Origin of the sequence: Methylomarinum vadi (assembly GCF_000733935.1) — a bacterium.
Classification (GTDB): Bacteria; Pseudomonadota; Gammaproteobacteria; order Methylococcales; family Methylomonadaceae; genus Methylomarinum; species Methylomarinum vadi.
In genome coordinates, this window is the sequence record NZ_JPON01000001.1 from 2,103,271 (window position 1) to 2,126,949 (window position 23,679).

The window sequence follows — 23,679 nt, forward strand, 5'->3', positions numbered from 1 at the left end:
TGTCACCCGTTCAACCTGGCCGCATATTCCGCCGCGCCCAATAAAGCCGCGTGTGGATTCATACATACTTTAACCGAAATATTTTGCATCATCGTTCGATACCTCCCCTTATCCAGGAATCTCTGCATAAACCCTCCTTGTCGCAATAAGGTTAGGTTTTTCGCGGCGATGCCGCCCGTCAACACCACCCCGCCATAAGCCAGCGTCTTTAACGCCATATTTCCAGCCTCGGCCCCATAAATATTGCAAAACATCTGCATCGCTTTTAAACAGAGCCGGTCTTTCCCTTGCTGCGCCATGGTACTGATAACAGCCCCGGCATCCTGCATCTTTATTAAACGTTCCGTTTCGGGGTTAACCGGAAGATAGTCGATTGCCTTGAGAAATTGGTAAATATTTCGCACCCCCATGCCGGAAACGAGCCGTTCATAGCTGACGTGCCCATCATATTTTTCCCGTAAAAATCTGAGTAATTCAATCTCCAGTTCATCGAGAGGGGCAAAATCGGCATGCCCGCCTTCGGTGGGCATGACATGATACTCCTTGCCGTTCCAACAAATCACGGCTTCACCCAAGCCGGTGCCGGCGGCTAACACCGCAACATTGCCGGTCTTTTTTTTAGCGTCGGGATTTAGCTCGACCAATTCCTGCTCGGGAAGAGCCAACACCCCCCAAGCCGCAGCCTCCAAATCATTCAACAAATAGACTTTGGATGCCCCCGTTAAGTCCGCGATATCTTGCCTTCTCAGACACCAGGGCAAGTTTGTGGCATTGCAATCCCCTTCAATAATCGGTCCGGCGACGCCCAAACAAACGCTTTGTAAAAAAACGTCTTCGTCTCGCGCCAAGAACAGCTTTAGCAGATTCTCGAAACGGTCAAAATCAAGACTATTGAATTGTTGGCGGCTTATGCATTGGCCATCGACATCGAACAACGCCAATAATGTTTTCGTACCTCCTATATCGCCGGCCAAGATCATCGCTACTCTCCGTGATCGCTAAACACGCGATAATTCCCTTTTTTATCGAAAGCGATGACTTGATAGGGATCTTGTCGACCTCCCATTTCCATTCCCGGCGTTCCGATGGGCATGCCAGGGACCGAAATGCCGACCACCTTCGGTTTGAGCTGTAATAAACGCACGATATCGCTCGCCGGCACATGCCCTTCTATAACATAACCATCGATAACCGCTGTGTGGCAGGATTGCATCGCACGCGGTACTCCGTATTTTTCCTTGATGGCCTGCATATCGTCACTGACGATATCTTCAATCTCGAAATGATTATCGCGTAAATGTTGAACCCATCGACCGCAGCAACTACAAGTAGGACTGCGATAAACAACGATTTTCAACACTTCATTGTTTTGTTTCCCTGTTTCCGCATTAATCGGTAAAAAGAAAAAAAGCAACATCAATGCCATACTTAATTTAATAATATTCATTTTTCCTTCCTCGTTATTCGCCGTTCAGCGTGACCATTAGCGTCCGACCTGCGGCATGATTGCGGTGCTCGCACAAATAAATCCCCTGCCATGTTCCCAAAGCCAACCTGCCTTCGCTTACCGGAACGGTCAGACTTTCCCCTAACAACACCGATTTGATATGTGCCGGCATATCATCAGCACCTTCCAAAACATGCCTATAATACGGTTCATTCTCGGGAACCGTTTTGGAGAAATAAGCTTCCATGTCATGCCTGACATCGGGATCGGCATTTTCATTGATGGCCAGAGAAGCCGATGTATGCTGCATAAAAATATGGACCAACCCGACCCGCATACTTTTCAATTCCGGTATTTCATTGGTTATATGCCGGGTAATTAGATGGAACCCTCGACTCATGGCCGGCAATTTGATCTTTTTTTGTATCCACATTTCAATACACAATCAACACGACAAGAGGCAATAAATTGATCGCCAATCAACTATCGCCGAACAATTCGATAAAAAACCTATCTTCACTATTTCCTCGCCACACGGCTTTCCGGTCGCAAAAACGATAATATCAGCGATATCGCCAGCAAGAAGATAAAGGACCGGGATTGATCAGCCCTGCCATCACATTGATTTGCCGGTTATCGCAGGCTTGATTCGGACAAGACCCAGAACCGGCATGACCGTTCCAACAAAAGGCCTGAATTTCTCATCGGCAGGGTCAACGATGATATTGCGGGCTAAACTCATGAACCGCATCCACCATTGACTTGACATGATCCGGATTAACATCGGGCAAGATTCCGTGCCCCAGATTGAATACATGGCCTGGGCCGTGGCCGTATTTTTGCAAAATTGCTCCGACTTTTTCCCTGATCACTCTCGGTTCGGCATACAATGCAACCGGATCCATATTGCCCTGCAAGGCAACCTTGTCGCCCACTCTTTCTCTCGCTATTCCGATATCCGTTTGCCAATCCAGCCCTAGTGCATCGAACCCCGATTCCGCCATCGTTTCCAGCCAAAGCCCTCCGCCTTTGGTAAACAGAATCGTCGGTATTTGCTCGCCATTTACAGTGGTTTGCAGCAACTGCCTGACCTGTTGCGCATATTGCAGAGAAAATTCGACATAATCTTCCGAACTCAACATGCCCCCCCAGGTATCGAACACCATCACCGCTTGAGCGCCGGCCTCTATTTGGGCATTCAAATAAGCCGCGACGGATTGCGCCAATTTATCGAGCATTTGGTGCATCTGCCGCGGTTGTTCGTACATCATACTTTTTACTTTCTGGAAACTTTTACTGCTACCGCCTTCGACCATGTAAGTCGCCAAAGTCCAAGGACTCCCGGAAAAACCGATCAACGGCACTCGTCCTTGCAGATTCTTTCTGATCAGACTGACGGCGTCGATAACATAGCGCAACTTATCCATAGGATCGGGAACCGTCAAACTCTCGACATCGGCTTTGCTGCGCACCGGCTTCTCGAATTTCGGCCCCTCGCCTTCACTAAAATAAAGACCCAAGCCCATGGCATCGGGAATGGTTAAAATATCGGAAAACAGAATTGCCGCGTCAAAATCAAACCGTTCCAGCGGCTGTAACGTAACTTCGCAGGCCAGCTCCGGGTTCGTGCAAAGCCCCATGAAACTGCCTGCTTTTGCCCGAACCGCACGATATTCCGGCAAATAGCGTCCAGCTTGCCGCATCATCCAAACCGGCGTCCTGTCGACAGGCTGCTTTAACAGGGTTCTGATAAAAATATCGTTTTTTAATGAAGTCATTAGCTAGGATTATTAATTTTTGAAGAGGGCAAATTGTAATCGTTAATGGTGGATCGGCACAAAAGCGAGCTCACGGCATCAATTACTTTTCACTTGTTTTTGCAGGACTTTGAATTTTCTGACCCAGGCATTTTTGAAAACGGGGGGGAGTGTTTTCTTAGCCCTTTCCGCCTCATTCGAGGAGGTAAAAGCCCCATAAACCAACACATATTTATCCTGACCCGATTTGCCGATATTGAAATATTTAATGGCTTGCTGATACCCGGGATGTTTTTTCAACAAATCGATCACCGACTGCTTGCGTGACAACACCATCAATTGCAATGTGTATTGACTCGCGTTTTGTGCGCTCACCCAGTGTGCTCCGTCATCCGCCGGTTTTTTTTCTTCGGCGGAAGGCATGACAATTGGCGTTTTTTCCTCGGTTTCCTTGGCTATTTGTTTTGCCGCCATCGTTTTTGGCTCTTCCGCGGGCGATTCATTTTTTCCGGCCGATTCCGCGCCTTGCTCGATTTCCAGCGCTGTTTCTTCATTAATATCGGCGGCCTGTTTGGCTTCCGTTTGAGCTGCAACCTTGTCTTCAGCGTCAGCCACAATTTCATTTCCTTGTATCGGGCTGTCCTCAACGACAGGAGGCTCGATATCGACGTCACTCTTTTCGGCTTTAAACAAGGACTGAGTTATTTCACGCCGAGAAGCTGCGGGGGAAAGATGCTCTAACCTAGATTTATCACTCTGTTCCGAAATCGTTTCAATGACAGGCTTATTTGTGGCAACGACCGGACCAGGAATATTGACCGGAGCCGGCTTGCTGCCAATCCTCGACGCAACGAGCCCATCGTCTTCCCGGGGATCGTGTTCGTTAAAGTAAACGCCTCCGCCGATCAGCGACAAGCCGATTAAAACGACCGCAATGACACCCCATTTAATTCCGGCCTTACTTTGATATTCCGACAAACGCGGCAATTCGGCGAGTATTCTTCCCGGAATACCATGGGTGGCACTATACAGATTATCCACCAACCCATCCGTCACGGCATTGAATGAAATGGCAGCCCCTGGCTGTGCCGACAAATTCTGCAGAAATGTCATACATTGTTTTTTATTCAATGGCGGCATTTCAATAAAATGGCATTCGTCAATGATACTGTCGGAACTGTGCTTGATATGCAACTCGTCATGTGTCAGTGTCAACACTAAACGAATCGCCTCATTGCTATTGGCATACTGGATCAGCGCAGTAATCAAACCGGGCACCAGCAATCCGGCGTCATCGACAATTAAAACGACATGAGCGTTATTTTTCTGGTAATGCTGCAAAATGGCCGATAAATCCTGTCCTGCAAACACAGCTTCCTGGCGAATCAATTGTTGCGCGAATTGCTCCAAAATCGCTTCGAAACTTAATCCCGCGGAACCTTGAACGATACAAATTGGCCAGTGATCCCTATTGTGTTCAAGCAAGGTTTCCACCAACCGGGTTTTACCGATCCCTTGTGAACCGCAGATCACCAGCGATTGACTGAGATTGCTGATCAAATGAATCAGTAAATCCAGTTTCTGGGCTCGCTCGAGCGTAATCAACGCTTGCAGCGAGGCCTTGGGTTGCCGGTCACCCAGCATGTTTTTTTGGTAAGTATAGGAAGAATCGTTATCCGGCATAGTTTTCAAGCGTTTCTCGCAACATGGATAAATCCACATTAACAGGCAATGTGGCTTTGCCCAATGCTTTCAATAAAATTACCCGTATGTTGCCGTCGATATTTTTCTTATCGACCGACATTAAATCGAGATATCGGTCGCTTGTCATCTCCTGCGGGGGCTCGACCGGCAACGCTGCCGCCTTGAATATCGCAACAATCCTGACCACCTCTTCTTCATTCAAATAACCTAACCTATGCGACAAGTCGGCGGCAAAACATGTGCCGATGGCTACCGCTTCGCCATGCAAATATCGGCCATAGCCCATGCCGGTTTCTATGGCATGACCGAAAGTATGCCCCAAATTCAAAGTCGCCCGAACACCCGACTCGAATTCATCTTCGGCAACCACTTCCGCCTTATTGCGGCAGGAGCGTTCGATAGCGAAACTCAAGGCATCATCGTTTCTCGCCAATAACTGAGACATATTTGCCTCCAACCATTCGAAAAACGGCAAATCCCTGATCAAACCGTATTTAATGACTTCGGCGATGCCGGCCGACAACTGCCTGTCTTCCAATGTTCTCAATACCCGCGTATCGGCGATGACGCATTTCGGCTGGTAAAAAGCGCCGATCATGTTTTTACCGAGCGGATGATTGACTCCCGTCTTACCCCCGACCGAGGAGTCCACTTGCGCTAACAGCGTGGTCGGGATCTGGATGAAGGCGATTCCCCGTTGATAACAGGCTGCGGCAAAACCACCCATATCCCCTATCACGCCGCCTCCTAAAGCGATCAAGGTGGCATTGCGGCTAAATTTTTTCGCCAGCAAACGATCGAAAACCTGACCGACATACTCCAGTGTTTTATATTGCTCGCCGTCGGGAATCACGACCACCTCCATATGACAGTCCGGCAATGATTGCTGTACGACGGATAAATACAATGGCGCAATAGTGTCGTTGGTTAGCACGACAACCTGTTGCGATTGGACATGGCGCTTCAATAACGGCCCTTGTTTAAGTAAATCGGCACCTATATATATAGGATAGCTTCTATCTTTTAAATCAACCTGTAGCTCTTTCATTATTTTTTCTATGCTGCGCCCGAAATTCTTGCAAAATTTTTTTAACGACTATTTTACTCGGCATTATACCGGTATCTATTTGATAATCGGCACAGGATAAGTACAAAGGCTCCCGTTCCGCATACAACGCTTCTAACCGTTCTCTCGGATTCGCCGTATTCAATAGCGGCCGCTTGTTGTCGCGCCGGGTTCTTTGCAGAATTTTATCGACCGAACAGCGCAAATAGACGACGAAGCCGTGACGCTGCAAGGCTTCCCTGTTTCGCTCTTTTATGATTGCGCCCCCTCCGGTCGCCAAAACGATACCGTTCAACCCGGTCAGTTGTTCGATAACGGACTGTTCGCGACAGCGAAACCCTTCCTCCCCCTCATATTCAAAAATAGTTGGAATTGTCACGCCGGTTTGATCTTCAATCGCCTTATCACTGTCATAAAATGGCATCTTCAACGACTTTGCCAGTTGTCTGCCGATGGTCGTTTTACCCGCCCCCATCAATCCGATCAGATAAATATTTTTTGCTTTTTTCATGAATGGCAAATTGAAGTTACAAAAAAAGGGGCATTATGCCCCTTTTTTTACCGGTTGTGTAAGTTGTTAGTAGGCGGATAATGATGGTTTGACGATCTTCGGCGTCACGAAGACCAGCAATTCTCTTTTGTCATCTCTTTTTTCTGTTCTTTTGAACAACCAGCCAATACCCGGCAAATCAGCTAGCCATGGCACTGTATTCTTAAGGTTATTCGTTTCTGATTCATAGATACCACCCAGCACCACTGTTTCGCCGTCATCGACCTGGATTGTGGTATTGACTTCCCTGGTGTCAATAGGTGTACTGGCCGCGCCCCCTGTCGTTATTGTATCAGCACCAGGCGAGTCTTTTTTGATGTTTAACTCCATGATAACACTGCCATTGGGTGTAATTTGCGGGGTGACTTGAAGCTCTAGTACGGCATCAACAAGTTCCGTCTTGGTACCATCCTGGCTTACTGTAACATAAGGAATCTGCACCCCTTGCCTGATCACCGCTTGCACTCTGTCGGTCGTCATGACTCTGGGGTTCGATAATAACTCGCCCAAACTATCATCTTGCAGGGCGGAAATTTCCAGGTTCAATAAATAGTCCGCACCACGCGCCAGCGTCATAGCCAAGGATCCTCCGCTTGAAGCCGCTAAAGCCCCCCCCAAATCAGCCAAAATTTGCGAGGTATCGCTAGTTTCCACCCCCGTTCCAGTATATCCAAACTGCTTGCCTCCATTGATATCGGCTTTTTGAGCAACACCAAACTTAACGCCCAAGTTCCTAGCAAATAATGTGGTGGCAATGACAATACGCGACTCGATCAAAACCTGCCTGACTGGAATATCAAGCAACTTGATCATTTTACGAATTTCAACCAAGCGATCGGCGGTATCCTTAACGATCAACGTATTGGTTCTGGGATCGACAATCACATTGCCTCTCCTGGAAATCAATCTGCGCTCATCATCGTTTATTCCGCGCGAGCCAGCAACGCCAGCCCCAACACCTGTTGCTGTAGCAGCTCCACCGACTCCACCGACTCCACCGGCTCCACCAGCTCTGCCGCCAGCCTGCCCCCTGGAAAACAACATTTTGCTGAAATCCTCGGCCTTGGCATAATTGATCTGGATATATTCGGTTACCAACGGTTCCAACTCCTCCACAATTTTATTGGCCGCCAGTTCATCCTCCTCCATCTGAGTGATTTCGGTTGCCGGAGCGACGAACACGACATTTCCGCTTTCTCTCTTCGCCAATCCCTTGGATTTCAATACCAGAGCCAAAGCCTGATCCCAAGGCACGTCATTCAAACGCAGCGTCACATTGCCGCCCACCGAATCGGAGGCAATGATATTTAAATCAGTGAAATCCGCCAAGATCTGTAATACCGACCTGACTTCGATATCCTGAAAATTTAACGAGAGCTTGTCTCCCGTAAAAGGGAACTTATCTTTCAGGAGCGCAGCCTTCTCCTCAACGCTGACCGGCCTGAATTCGACCGTCAAAAGCCCTTCGGCTTGAAACGTAGAATAATCAAAATTCTCGTCAACGGTCGTTACCGTAATCGTGGCACCCGTTCCGCGACTCCTGGCATCAACCCGCCGAACTGGGGTCGCGAAATCAATCACGTCATAGCTTTTTGCCAAAGCGCCGGTCAGTTTGGTATTGAGAAAATTCAAAACCACTTTACCGCCTTTCTCTTTGACATCAACGACGGTATTCGGATTGGATAAAGCCAAAAGCAAGCGGCCTTCGCCGTGCGGGCCTCTTCTAAAATCGATTCCCTTGATTGTTTGCTGCGGAATTAACTTACTGATATTGGTTTGTTTAAGCTGCTTTTTGACCGCCTGTTCACCGGCACCGACCGATTTGGCTGCATTCAGCACAACATAATAGCTATTTCCTTCCGCCTTGGTTTGATAGTCGACGGCAGCATTCAAGTTAATGACAACGCGGGTCCGTCCGCCCGCCTCGACGACATATAATGTCGTGGCGGCTCCCTGGTTAATCGGAAAACTTTTTTTGCTGAGATGACTCTTTACTCCGGCAAAATCCAGGGCGATTCTCGCAGGGTTATCGGTTTGAAAAATTTTCGGTTCGGCGACCGGTTCATTCATTTCCAATTGCAATTGAACCTTATTTCCCGCCAACGAGGTAAACTGTAACGATTCAATTGCTTTTTCACTAGCTGAGACGGAATGGGCCTGCAACAACAAAGCAAAAGTTAATGCCAACCAGCCGAACTGCGCTCGACCCGGTAAACCCCAAAATTTGTTTTTCTGCTTAGTATTCATATTTAACCCTTAAAATTACTCCGCTATTGCTAATGAAGCCGGTTGCTCGCGCCATATTCCCGGCTTATTATCCGGCACAATTTCCATCAATTCGATTTTATCTTCCAGAATACGGATAATTTTTCCGTAATTTTTTCCCATGTGGTGCCCGACCTGAACCCGATGTATCGTCCCATCGTTGGCTCTGACCAATCCCCACAAATCATTCTTCATCGTCACCGTTCCAACCATCCGAAGAGTATCCAAAGAATACGACTCCAATTCTTCTTTTCGTCTGTTTAAATCTGGCCGGATACCGCTACCGGCAGCTATATCGGAAACGTCTGACTCGGCTAATTTCTCCATCGGCCTGAACGGATCGCGCAAACCATCTGGTTTGAATATGAAAGGTTCGACCACCTTTATTTCGGGTAGTGGCTCGATCGTTCCTTTTGGCCGCGCCTTGACTTCAGCGATATATCTAGTCAAATCGTCATAGTCATCGTTACCACAACCAGAAAGGCCAAGCGACACCAACAAACTGACTGGAATGAGAAAACAGCTTGTTTTATTCGAGATGCCTATCATCTTCTTCTCCTTTTTTTCTTTTTAGGCGCTTCTTCCATTGCACCTTCATTATAGGTTTTTACCGTTGCCTTCATCGACATACTTGAATCTTTATTAGGTGTGATGTTGACATCATGCACCGTGACGATTCGAGGCAACGAAGCCAGGCCGCTAACGAACAACCCTAACTCTTCGTATTTACCAACAACTTCGATGCTAATCGGCAATTCGTAATAAAACTCCTTCTTTATTTCACCGCTTGGTTTAAACAACTTGAACTCCAATCCGCTAGCCAAGCCTGTCTGAGAAATATCGACCAGCAAGTTAGCCACCTCTGCCTTGGTCGGCATTTGCTTAATCATTTCCCCCAAGGAAGCTTCAATTTGTTTTAATTGATCGCGTTAATCCTGTAGATTGACCGCTTTTCTTTGCTTAATTTCAAACGATGACTTTAATGTTGCTTCTTCGGCTTCAAGCTGCTCCAGCTCTGCTAGCTGATCCATCGTGAAATAATAATAGTTAGCCCCCGCAACAACCGCGCACACGATCAATACGGCAATTATTTTAATTGGGAAAGGCCAAGTGCCGGCGGCATTCAAGTCCCAATTTATTTCGGACAAATTCATTTAGCTTCCCCCTTCTTATCGGCATTTTCCTTTCCTTGTTGGGCCCTCATGGTGAAATCATTCAAAGAAATGGTTTTTTTATCTCCCTGCCCTTTTATGACATCCAGTTTAGGTTCCTTGAGCCACGGCGAATTTTCGATAGCCCGCATATAAGCGGAAACCCTTGCATTAGACTGCGCCTTTCCATTCAAGGTTAACGAAGAACCTGCTTGTACAAACTTGGTTAAATAAACCCCATCCGGAGTCACCTTGGCTAGTTCATCAAACAAATGTACGATTTCTGGGCGACTTTCTTGCAGCTTTTGAATAACTTCGATTTTGGTCAACAGTTTATTTTTCTTTTCTTCTATGTCCTTAATTTCCCGAATCTTTCTATCAACCATCGCAATTTCATCTTTTAACAACTGGTTTCTGCGCTGCTGATATTCCTTCAAACCTTCTATGTATAGATATACTGCGATCAAAATTAAGCAGGTGATAACGACGCCAATACCGATTCCAACTAGAAAGTCCTGCTGTTTCTGTTTCCGCAGTTCTTCCCGCCAAGGCAGTAAGTTAATTTTAGCCATTAATCAAAACTCCTTAACGCCAACCCACAAGCGATCATCATAGCTGGTGTATCGTTACTTAAACTTTGCGGTTTCACTTTATTGGAAAGTGCCATGTTGATAAATGGATTGGCGACAAATGAGGGAATCCCCAAGTCCTGCTCGACCAACTTTTCCAATCCCGGTATCGACGAACACCCCCCTGCCAACACGATGCTATCCACCCCCCTATTCGCGCTGGATGAAACGAAAAATTGCAACGACCTGGCAATCTGCTGCACCATTGCTCGTTTGAAAGGCTCCAACACGTCCGTGGCATAATTATCGGGCAATCCGCCATGTTTTTTGGCCAATCCCGCCTCCTCATAGGAAAGCCCGTAACGACGCTGAATCTCTTCAGTCAATTGCTTGCCGCCAAAACCCTGCTCCCTGGTATATATCGTCTTGCCATTATGCAAAACATTTAAGGTGGCCATGGTCGCCCCGATATCCGCTATAGCTACCGTCTGGTTTTCGACAGATTCGGGTAATTGATCGGCAAGCAATGTAAAAGCATTTTCCATGGCGAAGGCTTCCACATCGACTATGGCCGTTTTCAAACCGGCTAGAGCCAACGCCTCGACACGATCTTCGATATTTTCCCGTCTCGAAGCTGCTAACAACACATCGACCATTTCCGGATTGTTTTCCGATCTTCCTTGAACCTCGAAATCCAGGTTGACTTCATCCAATGAATAGGGGATGTATTGGTCGGCTTCGACCATGATTTGCTGCTCCATTTCGTCTTCGGACAAAGAAGCAGCCATGGGAATGATCTTGGTCATCACCGAAGAACCCGCCACCGCGACGCACGCCTGCTTGACCCGGGTGCCGGATTGGCGCACCGCCGTTTTCACCGCATTACCGATTACTTCCACATTCGTAATATTCTTATCAACGACGGCATCCTGGGGCAACGGAGCCACGGCATAGCTTTCCACCCTATAGCGCGCGCCCGCCTTGCTCAGTTCCAATAATTTAATCGCTGCCGTACTTATATCTATGCCCAGAACAACAGACTGATTCTTTCTAAACCAGCTCATGTACAAACCCTTCTTAAGATGATGTGGCTTAAATGTTTACAACCTTTAATGCCTACCCTCCAAAACAATAAGCATCCAAAGCCGCTGTCAGGCAAAAGTATAGTAGCCTTTTAATTTTTTCACAGGCCGACACCCGCTTAAATTAAAATTTCTGTTGTCCTTGTTGCAAAAAGAATGTATTTTGCAAGCAACTTTGATGATTTTTTACAACACAGTGCCCTCACACCGTAGCTATTTAAAAACGACGCTCAAACTGCTTGTATTGACATCTCTTTTTTTTTCGCTTTGCCTCATCCTGGCCGGCTATTTGTTTTATAAACAACTGGAACAAGAACTTCCCGATGTCAAACAACTGCATCACGTTCAATACCAGATACCTCTTAGCATTTACAGCGCGGATAATTTGCTCATTGCACGATATGGCGAGAAAAAACGCACCCCTGTCGAGATAAGCGACATTCCGCAACAGCAACTAAACGCTTTTTTGGCTGCGGAGGACGACCGTTTTTATTCGCATCCCGGCGTCGACTACAAAGGGCTTACCCGTGCCGCTATCCAATTCTTATTAACCGGCAAGAAAAAACAAGGCGGCAGTACCATCACCATGCAAGTAGCTCGCAATTTTCTCTTAAGCCGCGAGAAAACATTCATTCGCAAGTTCAAGGAAATCATTCTGGCGCTCAAGATCGAACAAGAATATAGCAAAGACCAGGTTCTACAATTATATTTGAACAAAATTTATTTAGGACAACGTTCCTACGGTATTGCCGCCGCGGCCCAGACTTATTATGGCAAGCCCTTGGCGGAACTGGATTTAGCACAAATGGCGATGTTGGCCGGACTTCCCAAGGCGCCTTCCAGCTACAACCCGATCAGCAATCCGGAGAGGGCAAGATTAAGGCGAAATTATGTGCTGCGCCGCATGCTTGAGCAGGGCTATATCAGCCAGAACGACTTCGATCTAAGCATCGACGCCCCGGTGACAGCAACACTGCATCACGGCAAGGAAATCGAACTTAACGCGCCTTATATGGCGGAAATGGTCCGCCAGGCAATGGTCGATCAATATGGGGAAGAAGCTTATACGCTTGGCCTGAATGTTTACACCACCATTACCGGCGAACTGCAATCTTCGGCAGATCAGGCTTTAAAATACGCCTTGCATGAATACGACGAACGTCATGGCTACAGAAGCCTACCGCATAAAAAACTCACGCCGGGCGAAACATTTTCCGCAGATATTGTTGGCGACACTCAACTTGCATTAATCACCTCTTTATCGGAAAAGTCCGCACGCGCTTTATTAGCCGACCAGTCCGAAATCAATATCTCCTGGGAAAATATCAAATGGGCCCGGCCTTTTAAAACAAGGAGCTATTCAGGCCCCTCTCTCAAATCAACCGCCGACGTCTTCTCCGTCAATGACCTTATCCGGGTGAGACGCCTTCCGGACAACACATGGCGTTTAGCTCAAATACCGGAAGTCGAGGGCGCGTTTGTCGCGCTAAATCCGCAAAACGGCGCGGTTCTTGCCGTTTCAGGCGGCTTTGATTTTTTCCAGAACAAATATAATCGTGCAACCCAATCGAAGCGGCAACCGGGATCGGGGTTTAAACCCATTATCTACACCACGGCATTGGAGCACGGCTTTACCGCAGCCAGCCTCATCAATGACGCGCCCGTGGTCATAGAAGACCCCAATCAGGATGATTGGCGGCCGGAAAACTATAGCCGAAAATTTTTCGGCCCTACCCCTCTGCGGACTGCCTTACGCAAATCGCGAAATCTGATATCGATCAGACTCCTGCGAGAATTAGGTATAAACGAAGTCACCCAAACAGCTATGCGCTTTGGCTTCAAACAGGAGCAATTACCTAACAGCCTATCGCTGGCTTTAGGCAGTGGTTACGCCTCGCCGATGCAGATGGCAAGAATGTATGCCACCTTCGCCAATGGCGGCTTTTTAATCTATCCTTTCTTTATAGACCGGATCGAAGACAGACAAGGTAACATATTGTTTCAGCACGAACCCGCCGTGGCCTGTCCCAACTGCGAAGAAGAACACAGCCAGTCTAGCCAATACGCCCCGCGCATCATCTCTCCTGAAATCAACTTCTTAATGAACAGCCTATTGCGCGATGTCGTGCAACGCGGCACCGCGACCCGGGCAAAAACGCTGGGACGCAAGGACCTTGCCGGAAAAACAGGCACGACCAACGAACAACGCGACGCCTGGTTCAATGGGTTCATGAAGGAGATAGCCGCCACCGCATGGCTTGGTTTCGACGATTCCCGATCGCTAGGCCGCGGCGAAACAGGCGGCAAAGCCGCATTGCCAATGTGGATCGAATTTATGCGCACAGCATTACGGGACAAGCCGGAGACAATTCCAGAACAGCCGGAGAGCATCCAAAGCGCTTTTATCAATCCAGACACGGGATTATTAGCCCAGCCCGGCAGCAGCAACGGCATTTGGGAATATTTCAGAATCGAAAACCTTCCAACGCAATATTCTCCGACACAAACAAGCCGCGACCAGAACGAGCATTCTCTCGGCACCGGCTTGTTTTAAAATTCGCAAAAATAGAAACGGGAAGAAAGTCTCGTCAGGAAACCGAACTCCCTAACAATGACATAAGATATTTAGATCAAGCGATGAATGCGCTTTATTTTACCAGCATGAATAAATTGCTGTATTCGCCGCCCAAGCAAATTGCAACGATTAGCGTTTATCCTTTGGAAGGTATTCCCGCTGATCATAACCGGTATAAATTTGTCTGGGTCGACCAATGCGATGATTAGGTTCGGCCATCATCTCCAGCCAATGCGAAACCCATCCGGCGGTGCGCGCGATGACAAACATAACGGTAAACATGTCTTCCGGAATTTTCAAAGCTTTGTAAATAATCCCGGAATAGAAATCCACGTTCGGATAAAGTTTCTTTTCGATAAAATACTCATCCTTCAAGGCGTGCTCTTCCAAGGCTAACGCGAGCTCGAAAAGCGGATCGTTATTGGAGTATTTCTCCAACACCTCGTAACAGGTTTCGCGGATAATGGTTGCCCGCGGATCGAAGTTCTTATAAACCCTGTGTCCGAACCCCATTAACCTGAACGGATCGTTTTTGTCCTTGGCCCTGGCGATAAATTCAGGAATTCTGTCGGCACTGCCGATTTCCGACAGCATGCTCAACACGGCCTCATTGGCGCCGCCATGCGCCGGCCCCCATAAGGCGGAAATACCCGCCGCGACACAGGCGTATGGATTGGCGCCGGTGCTACTGGCTAATCGTACGGTCGAGGTGCTGGCGTTCTGCTCATGGTCGGCATGCAGAATAAACAGAATGTTCAGCGCCTTGACCGCTACCGGATCGATATAATGATCGACCCCGATATATTTTTGCGAAGGTAGCGAAAACATCATATTCAGAAAGTTTTCGCAATAACCCAGGTCGACACGTGGATAAACGAAGGGCCAACCTGCCGAATGACGATAACAGGCCGCGGCGATGGTGGGTACTTTTGCCACCATCCGCATCGCGGAGATACGGCGGTGTTCAGGATCATCCATGTTTAGTTCGCTATGGTAGAAAGCCGATAACGAACCCATGACGCCAACCATCATCGCCATCGGATGGGCATCGTAATGAAAGCCATCGAAAAAGCTTCGCAAGGCCTCATGCAACATCGCATGATGATTGATTTCGTCGGTAAATGCCAACAACTGATCGTCGGTAGGCAACTCGCCATTCATCAATAAATAGGCGACTTCCAAAAAAGTGCTGTGCTTGGCCAATTGCTCTATCGGATACCCACGGTACAGTAGAACGCCTTTTTCACCATCGATATAAGTGATGGCGCTTTTACAACTGGCGGTCGACATAAAACCGGGGTCGTAAGTAAAAACGCCCAGTTGCTTATGCAGAGTTCCAATTTCGACCGCCGGCGTCCCCTTGGATCCTTTTACTATGGGAAATTCAGCTTTTTGTCCCGACGATTCAAGAGTGATGGTTGCCTTGTCTTGTGCCATATCAGAACTCATTTTGCTCTACCATAAAGTGTGTTGCGCAATTGCCTTATAGACAACCTTATCTTCCGAATTTCTTACGGAATTTATCCACACGACCCGCTGTATCAACAACTCTCTGCTTTCCTGTATAGAAAGGATGGCAGGACGAACATACCTCTATGTGCAAATCTTTGCCTAACACCGAACCGGTTTCGAATGTGTTACCACAGCCACAGGTTACAGTAATTTGTTTATATTCAGGATGAATTTCTGGTTTCATATCTTCACATTCCCCGTTACGGGCTACATACTTAATAGAGAACTGCTTATAATACGACTTCCCAGAACAATCCGCAACTGTGTTTTATGCGCATCATTACTTTAAACGCGAACGGTATCCGCGCCGCCGAACGAAAAGGCTTCTTCCCATGGCTGTCGCAACAAAATGCCGATGTCGTATGCATCCAAGAAACCAAGGCGCAAAACGGGCAACTGCAGGCTGAAACTTTCTGGCCCAGAGGCTACCATTGTTTTTACCATGACGCGGAGAAAAAAGGCTACAGCGGCGTCGCTCTCTACTGCAAAAAACGCCCATGCGAAATCATTCACGGCATAGGCTGGCCGGAAATGGACCGAGAGGGACGCTTCATCGAAGCCAGGTTCGGCGACCTGAGCGTCATCTCCCTCTATTTGCCTTCCGGCTCCTCCGGGTCAGCGAGACAGGCCTTAAAATTCGACATTCTCGACCGCCTTTTCCCCTATTTACAAGACATCAGCCGGAATGGCCGCCATTACATCATTTGCGGCGACTGGAACATCGCCCATAAAAAAGTCGACTTGAAAAACTGGAGGGGCAACCAAAAAAATTCAGGCTTTCTGCCCGAAGAACGCGCCTGGATGGACCGATTGTTCGACGATAAAACCTGGTTCGACGCCTTCCGCCTTATCAACCAGGAAGCCGACCAATACACCTGGTGGTCGAATCGGGGACAGGCTTGGAGCAACAATGTCGGCTGGCGCATCGACTATCAAGTCATCAATCACCCACTGAAAAACAAGGTTCAAGCTTGCTTCATATATAAGGAGGAGCGATTTTCGGATCACGCCCCCTTGATCATGGATTACGACTATCCTTATTAACGCTTGGCCGCCAGCGGATCATCACCTCCACCAAAACGATAGCCGGAATACCAATCGCGGCCGCGTAAATAAAGAACAGCTGATAGCCTAAATATTCGACCACCCAGCCGGACATACCCCCTAATAACTTTGCCGGCAACGTCATCAACGAACTGAATAAGGCATACTGGGTCGCGGTATAAGCGCTGTTGGTCAAACTGGACAAATAAGCGATAAACACCGCCGACGCGATTCCTCCACTCAGATTATCGGCACTGATGACCCAGGCCAGCAACACTAGGCTCGGCTCACTGACCGCCAGCCACGCAAACAACAGATTGGTAGCGGCCACCATGACCGCCCCTATCAATAAAGGCCGCATGATACCGAAACGCACGACCAACACGCCGCCCAGCGATGCGCCGAAAATTGTCATGAAAAAGCCGAAAATTTTACTAACTTCGGCAATCTCCTGTTTGCTAAAGCCCAAATCCAGATAAAACGGATTCGCCATGACCCCCATGGTGATATCGCTCAATTTATAAACGGCGATTAACAGCAATATCAAAAGGCCTTTTCTACCATTGCGACTAAAAAATTCGACAAACGGACTGACTACCGCATCGGAAAACCAGGCCAACAACCTCAGCAGCCATGACGTTTCTTTATCGACGCCCAAAACAGCTTCCACCCTCCCTTCCACCTCCCTGGCCAGAGGGTCGCCATGATGCTCCGGCTCGGCAATCACCAGCGTTGTCACGATTCCCACCAGCATAGTGCCTGCCATCACGAAATAGGCAACCTGCCAATTGCTAAAAGCGGCGATATAAAAAGCCCCCGCCCCCGCCACTAACAACGCCACACGATAACCAAATACATAGGCCGCGGCCATAGCCCCCTGATATTCGGGAATGGCAGCTTCAATCCGATAGGCATCAACCACAATATCCTGGGTCGAGGAACAAAAGGCCACCAAGACCGCCAACATGGCTATCTGCTGTAATTGCTGATGCACATCCGCCGCCCCCATACCGATCAAGCCAAGCGCGACGCCAATTTGCGCAACCAGCATCCAGCTGCGCCTCTTGCCCATCAACCTTGATAACCAGGGCAGGCGCAATCGGTCGACCACCGGCGCCCAAAACACCTTAACGGAATAGGTCACTCCGACCCAGCTGAAATAGCCGATCACGGACAGCGCCACCCCCTCGTCACGCAACCAGGCGGACAACGTGGAAAACACCAGTAGAAAAGGGAGGCCGGCAGAAAAGCCAAGAAAAATCATGCCCAGCACCCGCGGCCGGACATAAACGGAGAAAGCCTGAAGCAAACCGCGAGCTTTCGCCGCCATCAGGCCTCCCCAAATTGATACGCTATAACAAACAGCGTAATGATGCTTTTATCCGTTAATCAGATAATGAACAAAGATACTGGCGGCATAACCGGCAGCAATTGCAGGCGCCCATTTCAAATGACTAAAAAAGGTATATTTATGCTGCGATTGCCCCATCAACGCGACACCCGCCGCCGAACCGATGGAAAGCATCGAACCGCCGACACCGGCCGTCAACGTCACCAACAACCATTGATACAGATCCATATCCAGGTTCATGCTCAACACCGCGAACATTACCGGGATATTATCAACGATTGCCGACAAAATCCCCACCAGAATATTGGCGCCAGTCTGTCCGAGCCCGTCGTACATAGCCCCGGACAATAATTCCAGGTAACCGATATAACCGAGACCGCCCACCGAAAAAACCACGCCAAAGAAAAAGAACAAAGTGTCCCATTCCGCATCGCGCACTTTATTGAAAATATCGAATGGATCGTTCTCATCGGAGTGATACAGCAGTTTCAATCTAAAGCCATAGATCAACAAAAAAGACAAGCCTACCATCATCCCCATGAACGGCGGCAGATGCAGGAATTGCTTGAAGCTGACCGCGGTTACGATGGTCAACAAAAACAAGGCGCATACTTGAATCGCTCCAGGTTTCAATTGCACCGCCTCTTCATGAGTGGCCTCAGGACGCTCATCAGGAACCGCCATATACATAAAGGCGGCCGGCACCAGATAATTGACGGCGGACGGGAAAAACAATTTGAAGAAATCGAAGAACTCCGCATATCCGGCCTGCCAGACCATCAAAGTCGTAATATCGCCGAACGGACTGAACGCTCCGCCGGCATTGGCGGCAACCACCAGATTGACGAAACCGATCGCGACGAATTTCTCGTTGTTCTTTCCTACCGCCAACACCACGGCACCCACTAGCAGAGCCGAAGTCAAATTGTCGGCCACGGCGGACAAGAAGAAGGTGATAACCCCGGTAATCCAGAACAGTTTACGGTAGCCAAACTCCCTTCTAACCATCCAAGACCGCAACGCTTCGAACACATCACGTTCCGCCATGGCGTTGATATATGTCATGGCCACCAACAAGAACAACATCAACTCGGCATATTCTTTCAAGTTAAACTCGAAAGCTTCATGCACGGCATCGACCGACACGCCTGCCGAAGCAGCCAAAACAGCGGCGTGGGCCCAGATAATTCCGGCCGCCAGAATCACCGGTTTGGATTTACGCAGGCCGGTAAACTCCTCGGCCATGACAAAACCGTACGCGATGATAAAAATCAGTACCGTATAAATCCCCCTTTCCGTTCCAGTCAAACCAATATTGGCAAATTCAGCAGCCATGGCCATTTCCGGCACCATAAAAAGACCGGCTAAGATCAATAATAAGCGCAACAATTCAACCCCCTACCCTTCAAAAAACAAAATTATTATCAACTGCAAATCCAAACAACCGCGTATAGTATCCCATCTAATTTACTTTGTCATTTAATGTCGTGCGGTATATCATTGTCGGCAAAAAACTCATCCGCTACCGATAGCGCAAAACATTCATGTATCAATATAACGACAACGATCAGACACTTATTGAAGAACGGGTCGCCCAATTCAGAGGACAGACCGAACGCTACCTGAACGGTGAAATAGGCGAGGATGAATTCCGCGCCTTGCGCCTAATGAACGGCCTTTACATTCAGACCCACGCCCCGATGCTCAGGGTTGCCGTCCCCTACGGCCTACTGTCCTCCAAGCAAATAAGAAAACTGGCCAGCATCGCGCGCGACTACGACAAAGGCTATTGTCATTTTTCCACCCGTCAGAACGTCCAATTCAACTGGCCGGAACTTAAACGAGTTCCCGACATTTTAGCGGAACTGGCCAGCGTACAAATGCACGCCATACAAACCAGCGGTAACTGTATGCGCAACACCACAACCGACCATTTGGCCGGCGCCTGTCCTGACGAACTAGAGGACCCTCGCCCCTATTGCGAGATCATTCGCCAATGGACCATCCTGCACCCTGAATTCGCCTATTTACCGCGCAAGTTCAAAATCGCGGTCAGCGCCTCGACCGTGGACCGCGCCGCGACCCAATTTCATGATATCGGCGTGCATATCGTCAAGAACGCCGCGGGCGTAACCGGCTTCAGAATCCTGGCCGGCGGCGGCCTCGGCCGCACACCGGTGATCGGGCAGGAAATAAAGCCTTTCCTGGAAAAGAAACATTTGCTCTCTTATCTCGAAGCGATTTTACGGGTCTACAATCTAAACGGCAGGCGCGACAACAAATACAAAGCCAGAATCAAAATCCTGGTACGGGAAACCGGCATCGAGAAATTTACCGACATGGTCGAACAGGAATGGCTACAGATTCGCGACGAACTGGAATTAAGCGACGAGCGTATAAGCGCGATGCAAGCTCACTTTCAACCGCCCGCTTACGATAGCGACGCGACAAACGATGAGAGTTGCGCGCAAATGCAACAACAAGACCCGGCGTTTGCCCGCTGGCTCAAACACAATACCGTCGATCACAAGGTAGCCGGCTACCGTAACGCCTTCATTTCCTTAAAAGCCCTAGATTCGCCGCCCGGCGACATTAGCGACAGCCAACTTGACGCCATTGCCGACCTGGCCGATCAGTACAGCTTCGGCCAGATCAGATCGACACACAGGCAAAATCTGGTCATGGCCGATGTCAAGCAGGCCGATCTGTTCGAATTATGGCAGCAATTGGACCAGTTGAACCTGGCAACACCCAATATCGGCACCGCGACCGACATGATCTGCTGTCCCGGCCTGGATTTCTGCGCCCTGGCTAATGCCGGCTCAATCGGTATCGCCCGCGAAATCAACACGGCTCTGGACGACCTGGATTACCTGCATGATATAGGAGACGTCAAAATCAACATATCCGGCTGCATGAACGGCTGCGCCCACCAAAGTGTCGGCCATATCGGCATTTTGGGCGTCGATAAGAAAGGCGTGGAATGGTACCAAATCACGCTGGGAGGCTCATCGGAAAACGAGGCCGCCATCGGCGAACGACTGGGGCCGGCGGTGGCAAAAGATCAGATCACGCCTGCGATCACTTCGATTCTGGATGTTTATGTCGAACAGCGCTTGAGTGAAGACGAAACTTTTTTACAAACCGTCAAAAGAATTGGCCTGAACCCATTTAAAGAACAAGTCTATGCAAATCATTAAAGATAAACAGATCACCGACAACACCTGGACTTTTGTTGCCGACGACGAAGCTCTGAAAAATGGCGATATCAGCGTCTCGTTACCGCGCTGGAAAAAAGACAAGGAACACATCCTTAAACATGATGGAAAAATCGGCATCCGCCTGACATCGACCGACGATGTAAGCAATCTTGCCGAAGACCTGGATAAAATCAGCCTGATCGAAATCGACTTTCCGGCATTCACCGATGGCCGAGGCTTTTCCCAGGCACGCTTACTAAGAGGCCGCTATCACTTCCAAGGCGAAATCAGAGCCACCGGCCATTTCATCCCTGACCAAGCTTTTTATCTGAGCCGGGTCGGCATTAATGCCTTCGAACTGAAAACCGACAAAGAATTGAATACGGCCTTATCGGCACTAAACGATTTTTCAGTTCATTACCAAATTTCCAGCAACTAATCCCGCCGCAGCCTATTGCCGGACCGTTCGTCCGGCAATAGCGGAATATCTCCCCAAGACAAGGCACCAACATCTCTCATCGCTTACCCGAACCTTAGCATTCATCAAACTAACTGAGGGGAGACATTTAGTATGCGAATAAAGAAAAATAGGAAAATCGAAGATTTCCTTTAATAATCCGTTATTTACATTAAAAAGACAAAAAAGATTTTAACGATTTTCGTTTTTTTCCGGTAAAAAACTAGCAAAATGCTGGTAAAAATAAATTTTTTTACCATTAACATCAATTTAAAACGAGTTTAAAACAGATTCGTAGCCCCTTTGACGGTTGGAAAATCGCTGGCCCAACCCTGAGATCCTGTCTTAGCAACAGTGACTGCTGCATGTGGGAAGTGGCGTCCCACCAAAGAGGCTACAACCCCCCTTCAATTACTTCATACCGCGCCTTATCCTTCAAATTGATTACCGGCACTAACCCTGCCTTGTCACTGCGTGACAAAGCTTTACGAACGTAATAAACCAAAAGATCCGGCCGACTTGGGGAACAGAAACTAAAAAACCCGCCATACGGCAAAGTCCTGACTTGCCATACAGCGGGCTTAGCCTTCGCAATTATTGAATAATGCTGAGCCCTTTCAATAAGGTTAGCGCCTGATACAAAGGATAATCACGAATATCCAAGCTCTTTTCTTCCCCACCCTCTTTACTATCGGCTTCATCCTTTTTGCCATTGCCGTTTTCCAGATGATGGCTTAAATCGGCTTCCTTGATAGGCTCGAATTTAGAGCTTTCGAGAGTTTCCAGCTTGACTCGCGCCAACTTGATATCCGGCTCGATCCCTTCGGCCTGAATGGAACGGCCGGAAGGCGTGTAATAACGCGCCGTGGTCAACTTCACCGCCGCGCCATTACTGGTCGGCAAGATAGTTTGCACCGAACCTTTGCCGAATGATTTTTCGCCCATAATGATCGCCCGCTTATGATCCTGAAGGGCTCCGGCCACAATTTCCGAGGCAGAGGCCGAACCGGCATTGATCAAGACGACGATCGGAGCGCCATTAATCACATCATCGGGAGCGGCGTTAAAACGCATTTCGGAATTTTTGATTCTCCCTTCGGTGAATACGATCAAGCCTTCTTTAAGAAAGGCATCGCTCACCTCAACAGCCGCATTCAACACACCGCCGGGGTTATTCCTCAAATCCAGCACTATCCCTTTTAACTCGCCTTTATTCTCTTTTTCCAACTCAGACACAGCATCGAGCAAGTTTTGTCCGGTACGGGATTGGAAGCTGCTGATGCGTAAATAGCCGAAATCTTTCTCCAGCAATTTGCTTTTAACGCTTTTAACTTTAATGATAGCCCGGGTAATCTTGAATTTTAACGGCGCCTCCTCTCCTTCCCGTATCACGGTCAGTACGATATCGCTACCGGGCTCGCCGCGCATGATCTTGACCGCATCGACCAAGGTCATGCCTTTAACAGGCTGATCATCCAACTTGACGATTAAATCTCCCGTTTGCAGGCCGGCGCGTTGTGCCGGCGTATCGTCAATGGGCGCCACCACCTTGACAAAACCGCTCTCCATTGTCACTTCGATACCCAGGCCACCGAATTGCCCGGTCGTTCCTTCCTTCAATTCTTCGTACTGCTCCCCATCCAAATAGACCGAGTGCGGGTCCAGCTCGGCCAACATGCCGCGAATCGCCCCTTCCAACAATTTCTTATCGGAAACCGGCTCGACATAATCCTGTTTTATCCGGCCAAAGACCTCGGTGAATGTCCTCAGCTCATCGAATGGCAGGGCTTTCACTTCCTCGGGAAGCTCCGGCAAAGTATCTTCTTTCTCAGCCAAGACGCTGCCGCATAAACTGATCAACGCACCAAGCAAAAAGCCGAGAGTCAGAATTAATATATTTTTCTTAATTTGCATGTATTTAAAACTCCAGTGACCTGGTTTCCGATAAA

General features: G+C 48.5%; 20 protein-coding genes and 1 pseudogene. 4 read left to right on the top strand and 17 right to left on the bottom strand.

Features of this window, described 5'->3' with window-relative positions; genetic code table 11:
• Window positions 1-2 precede the first annotated feature (2 nt).
• From glk to EP25_RS0110565, 12 genes and pseudogenes are all read right to left on the bottom strand, one after another.
• Entirely contained in the window at window positions 3-980 is a 978-nt protein-coding gene (gene glk / locus EP25_RS0110510; RefSeq protein WP_031433840.1) for a glucokinase, read from the bottom strand.
• Between the two features lie 2 nt (window positions 981-982).
• The gene (locus EP25_RS0110515; RefSeq protein WP_031433841.1) at window positions 983-1,447 is read right to left on the bottom strand and encodes a DUF411 domain-containing protein; all 465 of its coding nucleotides are present in this window, start codon (window positions 1,445-1,447) and stop codon (window positions 983-985) included.
• A 13-nt stretch (window positions 1,448-1,460) separates the two neighbouring features.
• A complete protein-coding gene (locus tag EP25_RS0110520; protein WP_031433842.1) occupies window positions 1,461-1,880 on the bottom strand; it encodes a secondary thiamine-phosphate synthase enzyme YjbQ in 420 nt (139 codons plus the stop codon).
• A 280-nt stretch (window positions 1,881-2,160) separates the two neighbouring features.
• Window positions 2,161-3,225: a uroporphyrinogen decarboxylase gene (gene hemE / locus EP25_RS0110525; protein ID WP_031433843.1), complete on the bottom strand. Its 1,065-nt coding sequence runs from the start codon at window positions 3,223-3,225 to the stop codon at window positions 2,161-2,163.
• A gap of 78 nt (window positions 3,226-3,303) precedes the next feature.
• Complete coding sequence (locus tag EP25_RS0110530) at window positions 3,304-4,887, bottom strand: AAA family ATPase (protein WP_031433844.1); 1,584 nt, start codon at window positions 4,885-4,887, stop codon at window positions 3,304-3,306.
• Entirely contained in the window at window positions 4,877-5,956 is a 1,080-nt protein-coding gene (gene aroB, locus EP25_RS0110535; protein WP_031433845.1) for a 3-dehydroquinate synthase, read from the bottom strand. The genes EP25_RS0110530 and aroB overlap by 11 nt, the downstream gene beginning before the upstream one ends.
• Window positions 5,937-6,485 (bottom strand): shikimate kinase AroK, encoded by a 549-nt coding sequence (gene aroK, locus EP25_RS0110540; protein WP_031433846.1) that lies wholly within the window; start codon window positions 6,483-6,485, stop codon window positions 5,937-5,939. The genes aroB and aroK overlap by 20 nt, the downstream gene beginning before the upstream one ends.
• Window positions 6,486-6,551: 66 nt before the next feature.
• Window positions 6,552-8,771, bottom strand: coding sequence for a type IV pilus secretin PilQ (pilQ, locus tag EP25_RS0110545; RefSeq protein WP_031433847.1), 2,220 nt, complete (start codon window positions 8,769-8,771; stop codon window positions 6,552-6,554).
• A 15-nt stretch (window positions 8,772-8,786) separates the two neighbouring features.
• Window positions 8,787-9,338 carry a pilus assembly protein PilP gene (locus tag EP25_RS0110550; protein ID WP_084191011.1) on the bottom strand — a complete coding sequence of 184 codons (552 nt, stop codon included), beginning with the start codon at window positions 9,336-9,338 and terminating at the stop codon, window positions 8,787-8,789.
• Window positions 9,335-9,943, bottom strand: a pseudogene (locus EP25_RS21930) (type 4a pilus biogenesis protein PilO). The gene EP25_RS0110550 and the pseudogene EP25_RS21930 overlap by 4 nt, the downstream one beginning before the upstream one ends.
• On the bottom strand, window positions 9,940-10,512 hold the full coding sequence (locus tag EP25_RS0110560; RefSeq protein ID WP_031433849.1) for a PilN domain-containing protein: 573 nt from the start codon (window positions 10,510-10,512) through the stop codon (window positions 9,940-9,942). Before EP25_RS0110560 ends, EP25_RS21930 begins: the two are co-directional and overlap by 4 nt.
• Window positions 10,512-11,573 carry a pilus assembly protein PilM gene (locus tag EP25_RS0110565; RefSeq protein ID WP_031433850.1) on the bottom strand — a complete coding sequence of 354 codons (1,062 nt, stop codon included), beginning with the start codon at window positions 11,571-11,573 and terminating at the stop codon, window positions 10,512-10,514. Before EP25_RS0110565 ends, EP25_RS0110560 begins: the two co-directional genes overlap by 1 nt.
• A 262-nt stretch (window positions 11,574-11,835) precedes the next feature.
• On the opposite strand from EP25_RS0110565, the gene EP25_RS0110570 reads away from it, so the two are divergent.
• Window positions 11,836-14,145 (top strand): penicillin-binding protein 1A, encoded by a 2,310-nt coding sequence (locus EP25_RS0110570; RefSeq protein WP_327036929.1) that lies wholly within the window; start codon window positions 11,836-11,838, stop codon window positions 14,143-14,145.
• Window positions 14,146-14,295: 150 nt separating this feature from the next.
• On the opposite strand, the gene EP25_RS0110575 is transcribed toward EP25_RS0110570, so the two are convergent.
• Both EP25_RS0110575 and rpmE read right to left on the bottom strand, forming a co-directional pair.
• The gene (locus EP25_RS0110575; RefSeq protein WP_031433852.1) at window positions 14,296-15,603 is read right to left on the bottom strand and encodes a citrate synthase; all 1,308 of its coding nucleotides are present in this window, start codon (window positions 15,601-15,603) and stop codon (window positions 14,296-14,298) included.
• A gap of 58 nt (window positions 15,604-15,661) precedes the next feature.
• Window positions 15,662-15,862 carry a 50S ribosomal protein L31 gene (gene rpmE / locus EP25_RS22945; RefSeq protein WP_084191012.1) on the bottom strand — a complete coding sequence of 67 codons (201 nt, stop codon included), beginning with the start codon at window positions 15,860-15,862 and terminating at the stop codon, window positions 15,662-15,664.
• 86 nt (window positions 15,863-15,948) lie between these two features.
• Here rpmE and EP25_RS0110580 point away from each other — a divergent pair, with 86 nt between their 5' ends.
• Entirely contained in the window at window positions 15,949-16,722 is a 774-nt protein-coding gene (locus tag EP25_RS0110580; protein ID WP_031433853.1) for an exodeoxyribonuclease III, read from the top strand.
• Here the strand turns inward: EP25_RS0110580 and EP25_RS0110585 are convergent.
• Window positions 16,697-18,052, bottom strand: a complete 1,356-nt coding sequence (locus EP25_RS0110585; RefSeq protein WP_031433854.1) for an AmpG family muropeptide MFS transporter — start codon at window positions 18,050-18,052, stop codon at window positions 16,697-16,699. The genes EP25_RS0110580 and EP25_RS0110585 overlap by 26 nt on opposite strands.
• 48 nt (window positions 18,053-18,100) lie before the next feature.
• Window positions 18,101-19,408 (bottom strand): sodium:proton antiporter NhaD, encoded by a 1,308-nt coding sequence (nhaD, locus tag EP25_RS0110590; protein WP_084191158.1) that lies wholly within the window; start codon window positions 19,406-19,408, stop codon window positions 18,101-18,103.
• 209 nt (window positions 19,409-19,617) lie between these two features.
• On the opposite strand from nhaD, the gene EP25_RS0110595 reads away from it, so the two are divergent.
• A complete protein-coding gene (locus EP25_RS0110595) occupies window positions 19,618-21,273 on the top strand; it encodes a nitrite/sulfite reductase (protein WP_031433856.1) in 1,656 nt (551 codons plus the stop codon).
• A complete protein-coding gene (locus EP25_RS0110600) occupies window positions 21,260-21,712 on the top strand; it encodes a DUF934 domain-containing protein (RefSeq protein ID WP_031433857.1) in 453 nt (150 codons plus the stop codon). The genes EP25_RS0110595 and EP25_RS0110600 overlap by 14 nt, the downstream gene beginning before the upstream one ends.
• Window positions 21,713-22,324: 612 nt before the next feature.
• Here EP25_RS0110600 and EP25_RS0110610 read toward each other — a convergent pair.
• Window positions 22,325-23,644 (bottom strand): S41 family peptidase, encoded by a 1,320-nt coding sequence (locus EP25_RS0110610; protein WP_031433858.1) that lies wholly within the window; start codon window positions 23,642-23,644, stop codon window positions 22,325-22,327.
• Window positions 23,645-23,679: the final 35 nt, after the last annotated feature.

Coding starts and splice junctions, on each gene's coding strand:
- EP25_RS0110575 (WP_031433852.1), bottom strand. CDS start 15,603: ATGGCACAAGACAAGGCAACCATCACTCTTGAATCGTCGGGACAAAAA.
- glk (WP_031433840.1), bottom strand. CDS start 980: ATGATCTTGGCCGGCGATATAGGAGGTACGAAAACATTATTGGCGTTG.
- EP25_RS0110600 (WP_031433857.1), top strand. CDS start 21,260: ATGCAAATCATTAAAGATAAACAGATCACCGACAACACCTGGACTTTT.
- pilQ (WP_031433847.1), bottom strand. CDS start 8,771: ATGAATACTAAGCAGAAAAACAAATTTTGGGGTTTACCGGGTCGAGCG.
- EP25_RS0110560 (WP_031433849.1), bottom strand. CDS start 10,512: ATGGCTAAAATTAACTTACTGCCTTGGCGGGAAGAACTGCGGAAACAG.
- aroB (WP_031433845.1), bottom strand. CDS start 5,956: ATGAAAGAGCTACAGGTTGATTTAAAAGATAGAAGCTATCCTATATAT.
- nhaD (WP_084191158.1), bottom strand. CDS start 19,408: ATGGCTGCTGAATTTGCCAATATTGGTTTGACTGGAACGGAAAGGGGG.
- EP25_RS0110585 (WP_031433854.1), bottom strand. CDS start 18,052: ATGGCGGCGAAAGCTCGCGGTTTGCTTCAGGCTTTCTCCGTTTATGTC.
- EP25_RS0110515 (WP_031433841.1), bottom strand. CDS start 1,447: ATGAATATTATTAAATTAAGTATGGCATTGATGTTGCTTTTTTTCTTT.
- EP25_RS0110580 (WP_031433853.1), top strand. CDS start 15,949: ATGCGCATCATTACTTTAAACGCGAACGGTATCCGCGCCGCCGAACGA.
- EP25_RS0110610 (WP_031433858.1), bottom strand. CDS start 23,644: ATGCAAATTAAGAAAAATATATTAATTCTGACTCTCGGCTTTTTGCTT.
- aroK (WP_031433846.1), bottom strand. CDS start 6,485: ATGAAAAAAGCAAAAAATATTTATCTGATCGGATTGATGGGGGCGGGT.
- EP25_RS0110530 (WP_031433844.1), bottom strand. CDS start 4,887: ATGCCGGATAACGATTCTTCCTATACTTACCAAAAAAACATGCTGGGT.
- EP25_RS0110565 (WP_031433850.1), bottom strand. CDS start 11,573: ATGAGCTGGTTTAGAAAGAATCAGTCTGTTGTTCTGGGCATAGATATA.
- rpmE (WP_084191012.1), bottom strand. CDS start 15,862: ATGAAACCAGAAATTCATCCTGAATATAAACAAATTACTGTAACCTGT.
- EP25_RS0110595 (WP_031433856.1), top strand. CDS start 19,618: ATGTATCAATATAACGACAACGATCAGACACTTATTGAAGAACGGGTC.
- hemE (WP_031433843.1), bottom strand. CDS start 3,225: ATGACTTCATTAAAAAACGATATTTTTATCAGAACCCTGTTAAAGCAG.
- EP25_RS0110520 (WP_031433842.1), bottom strand. CDS start 1,880: ATGTGGATACAAAAAAAGATCAAATTGCCGGCCATGAGTCGAGGGTTC.
- EP25_RS0110550 (WP_084191011.1), bottom strand. CDS start 9,338: ATGATAGGCATCTCGAATAAAACAAGCTGTTTTCTCATTCCAGTCAGT.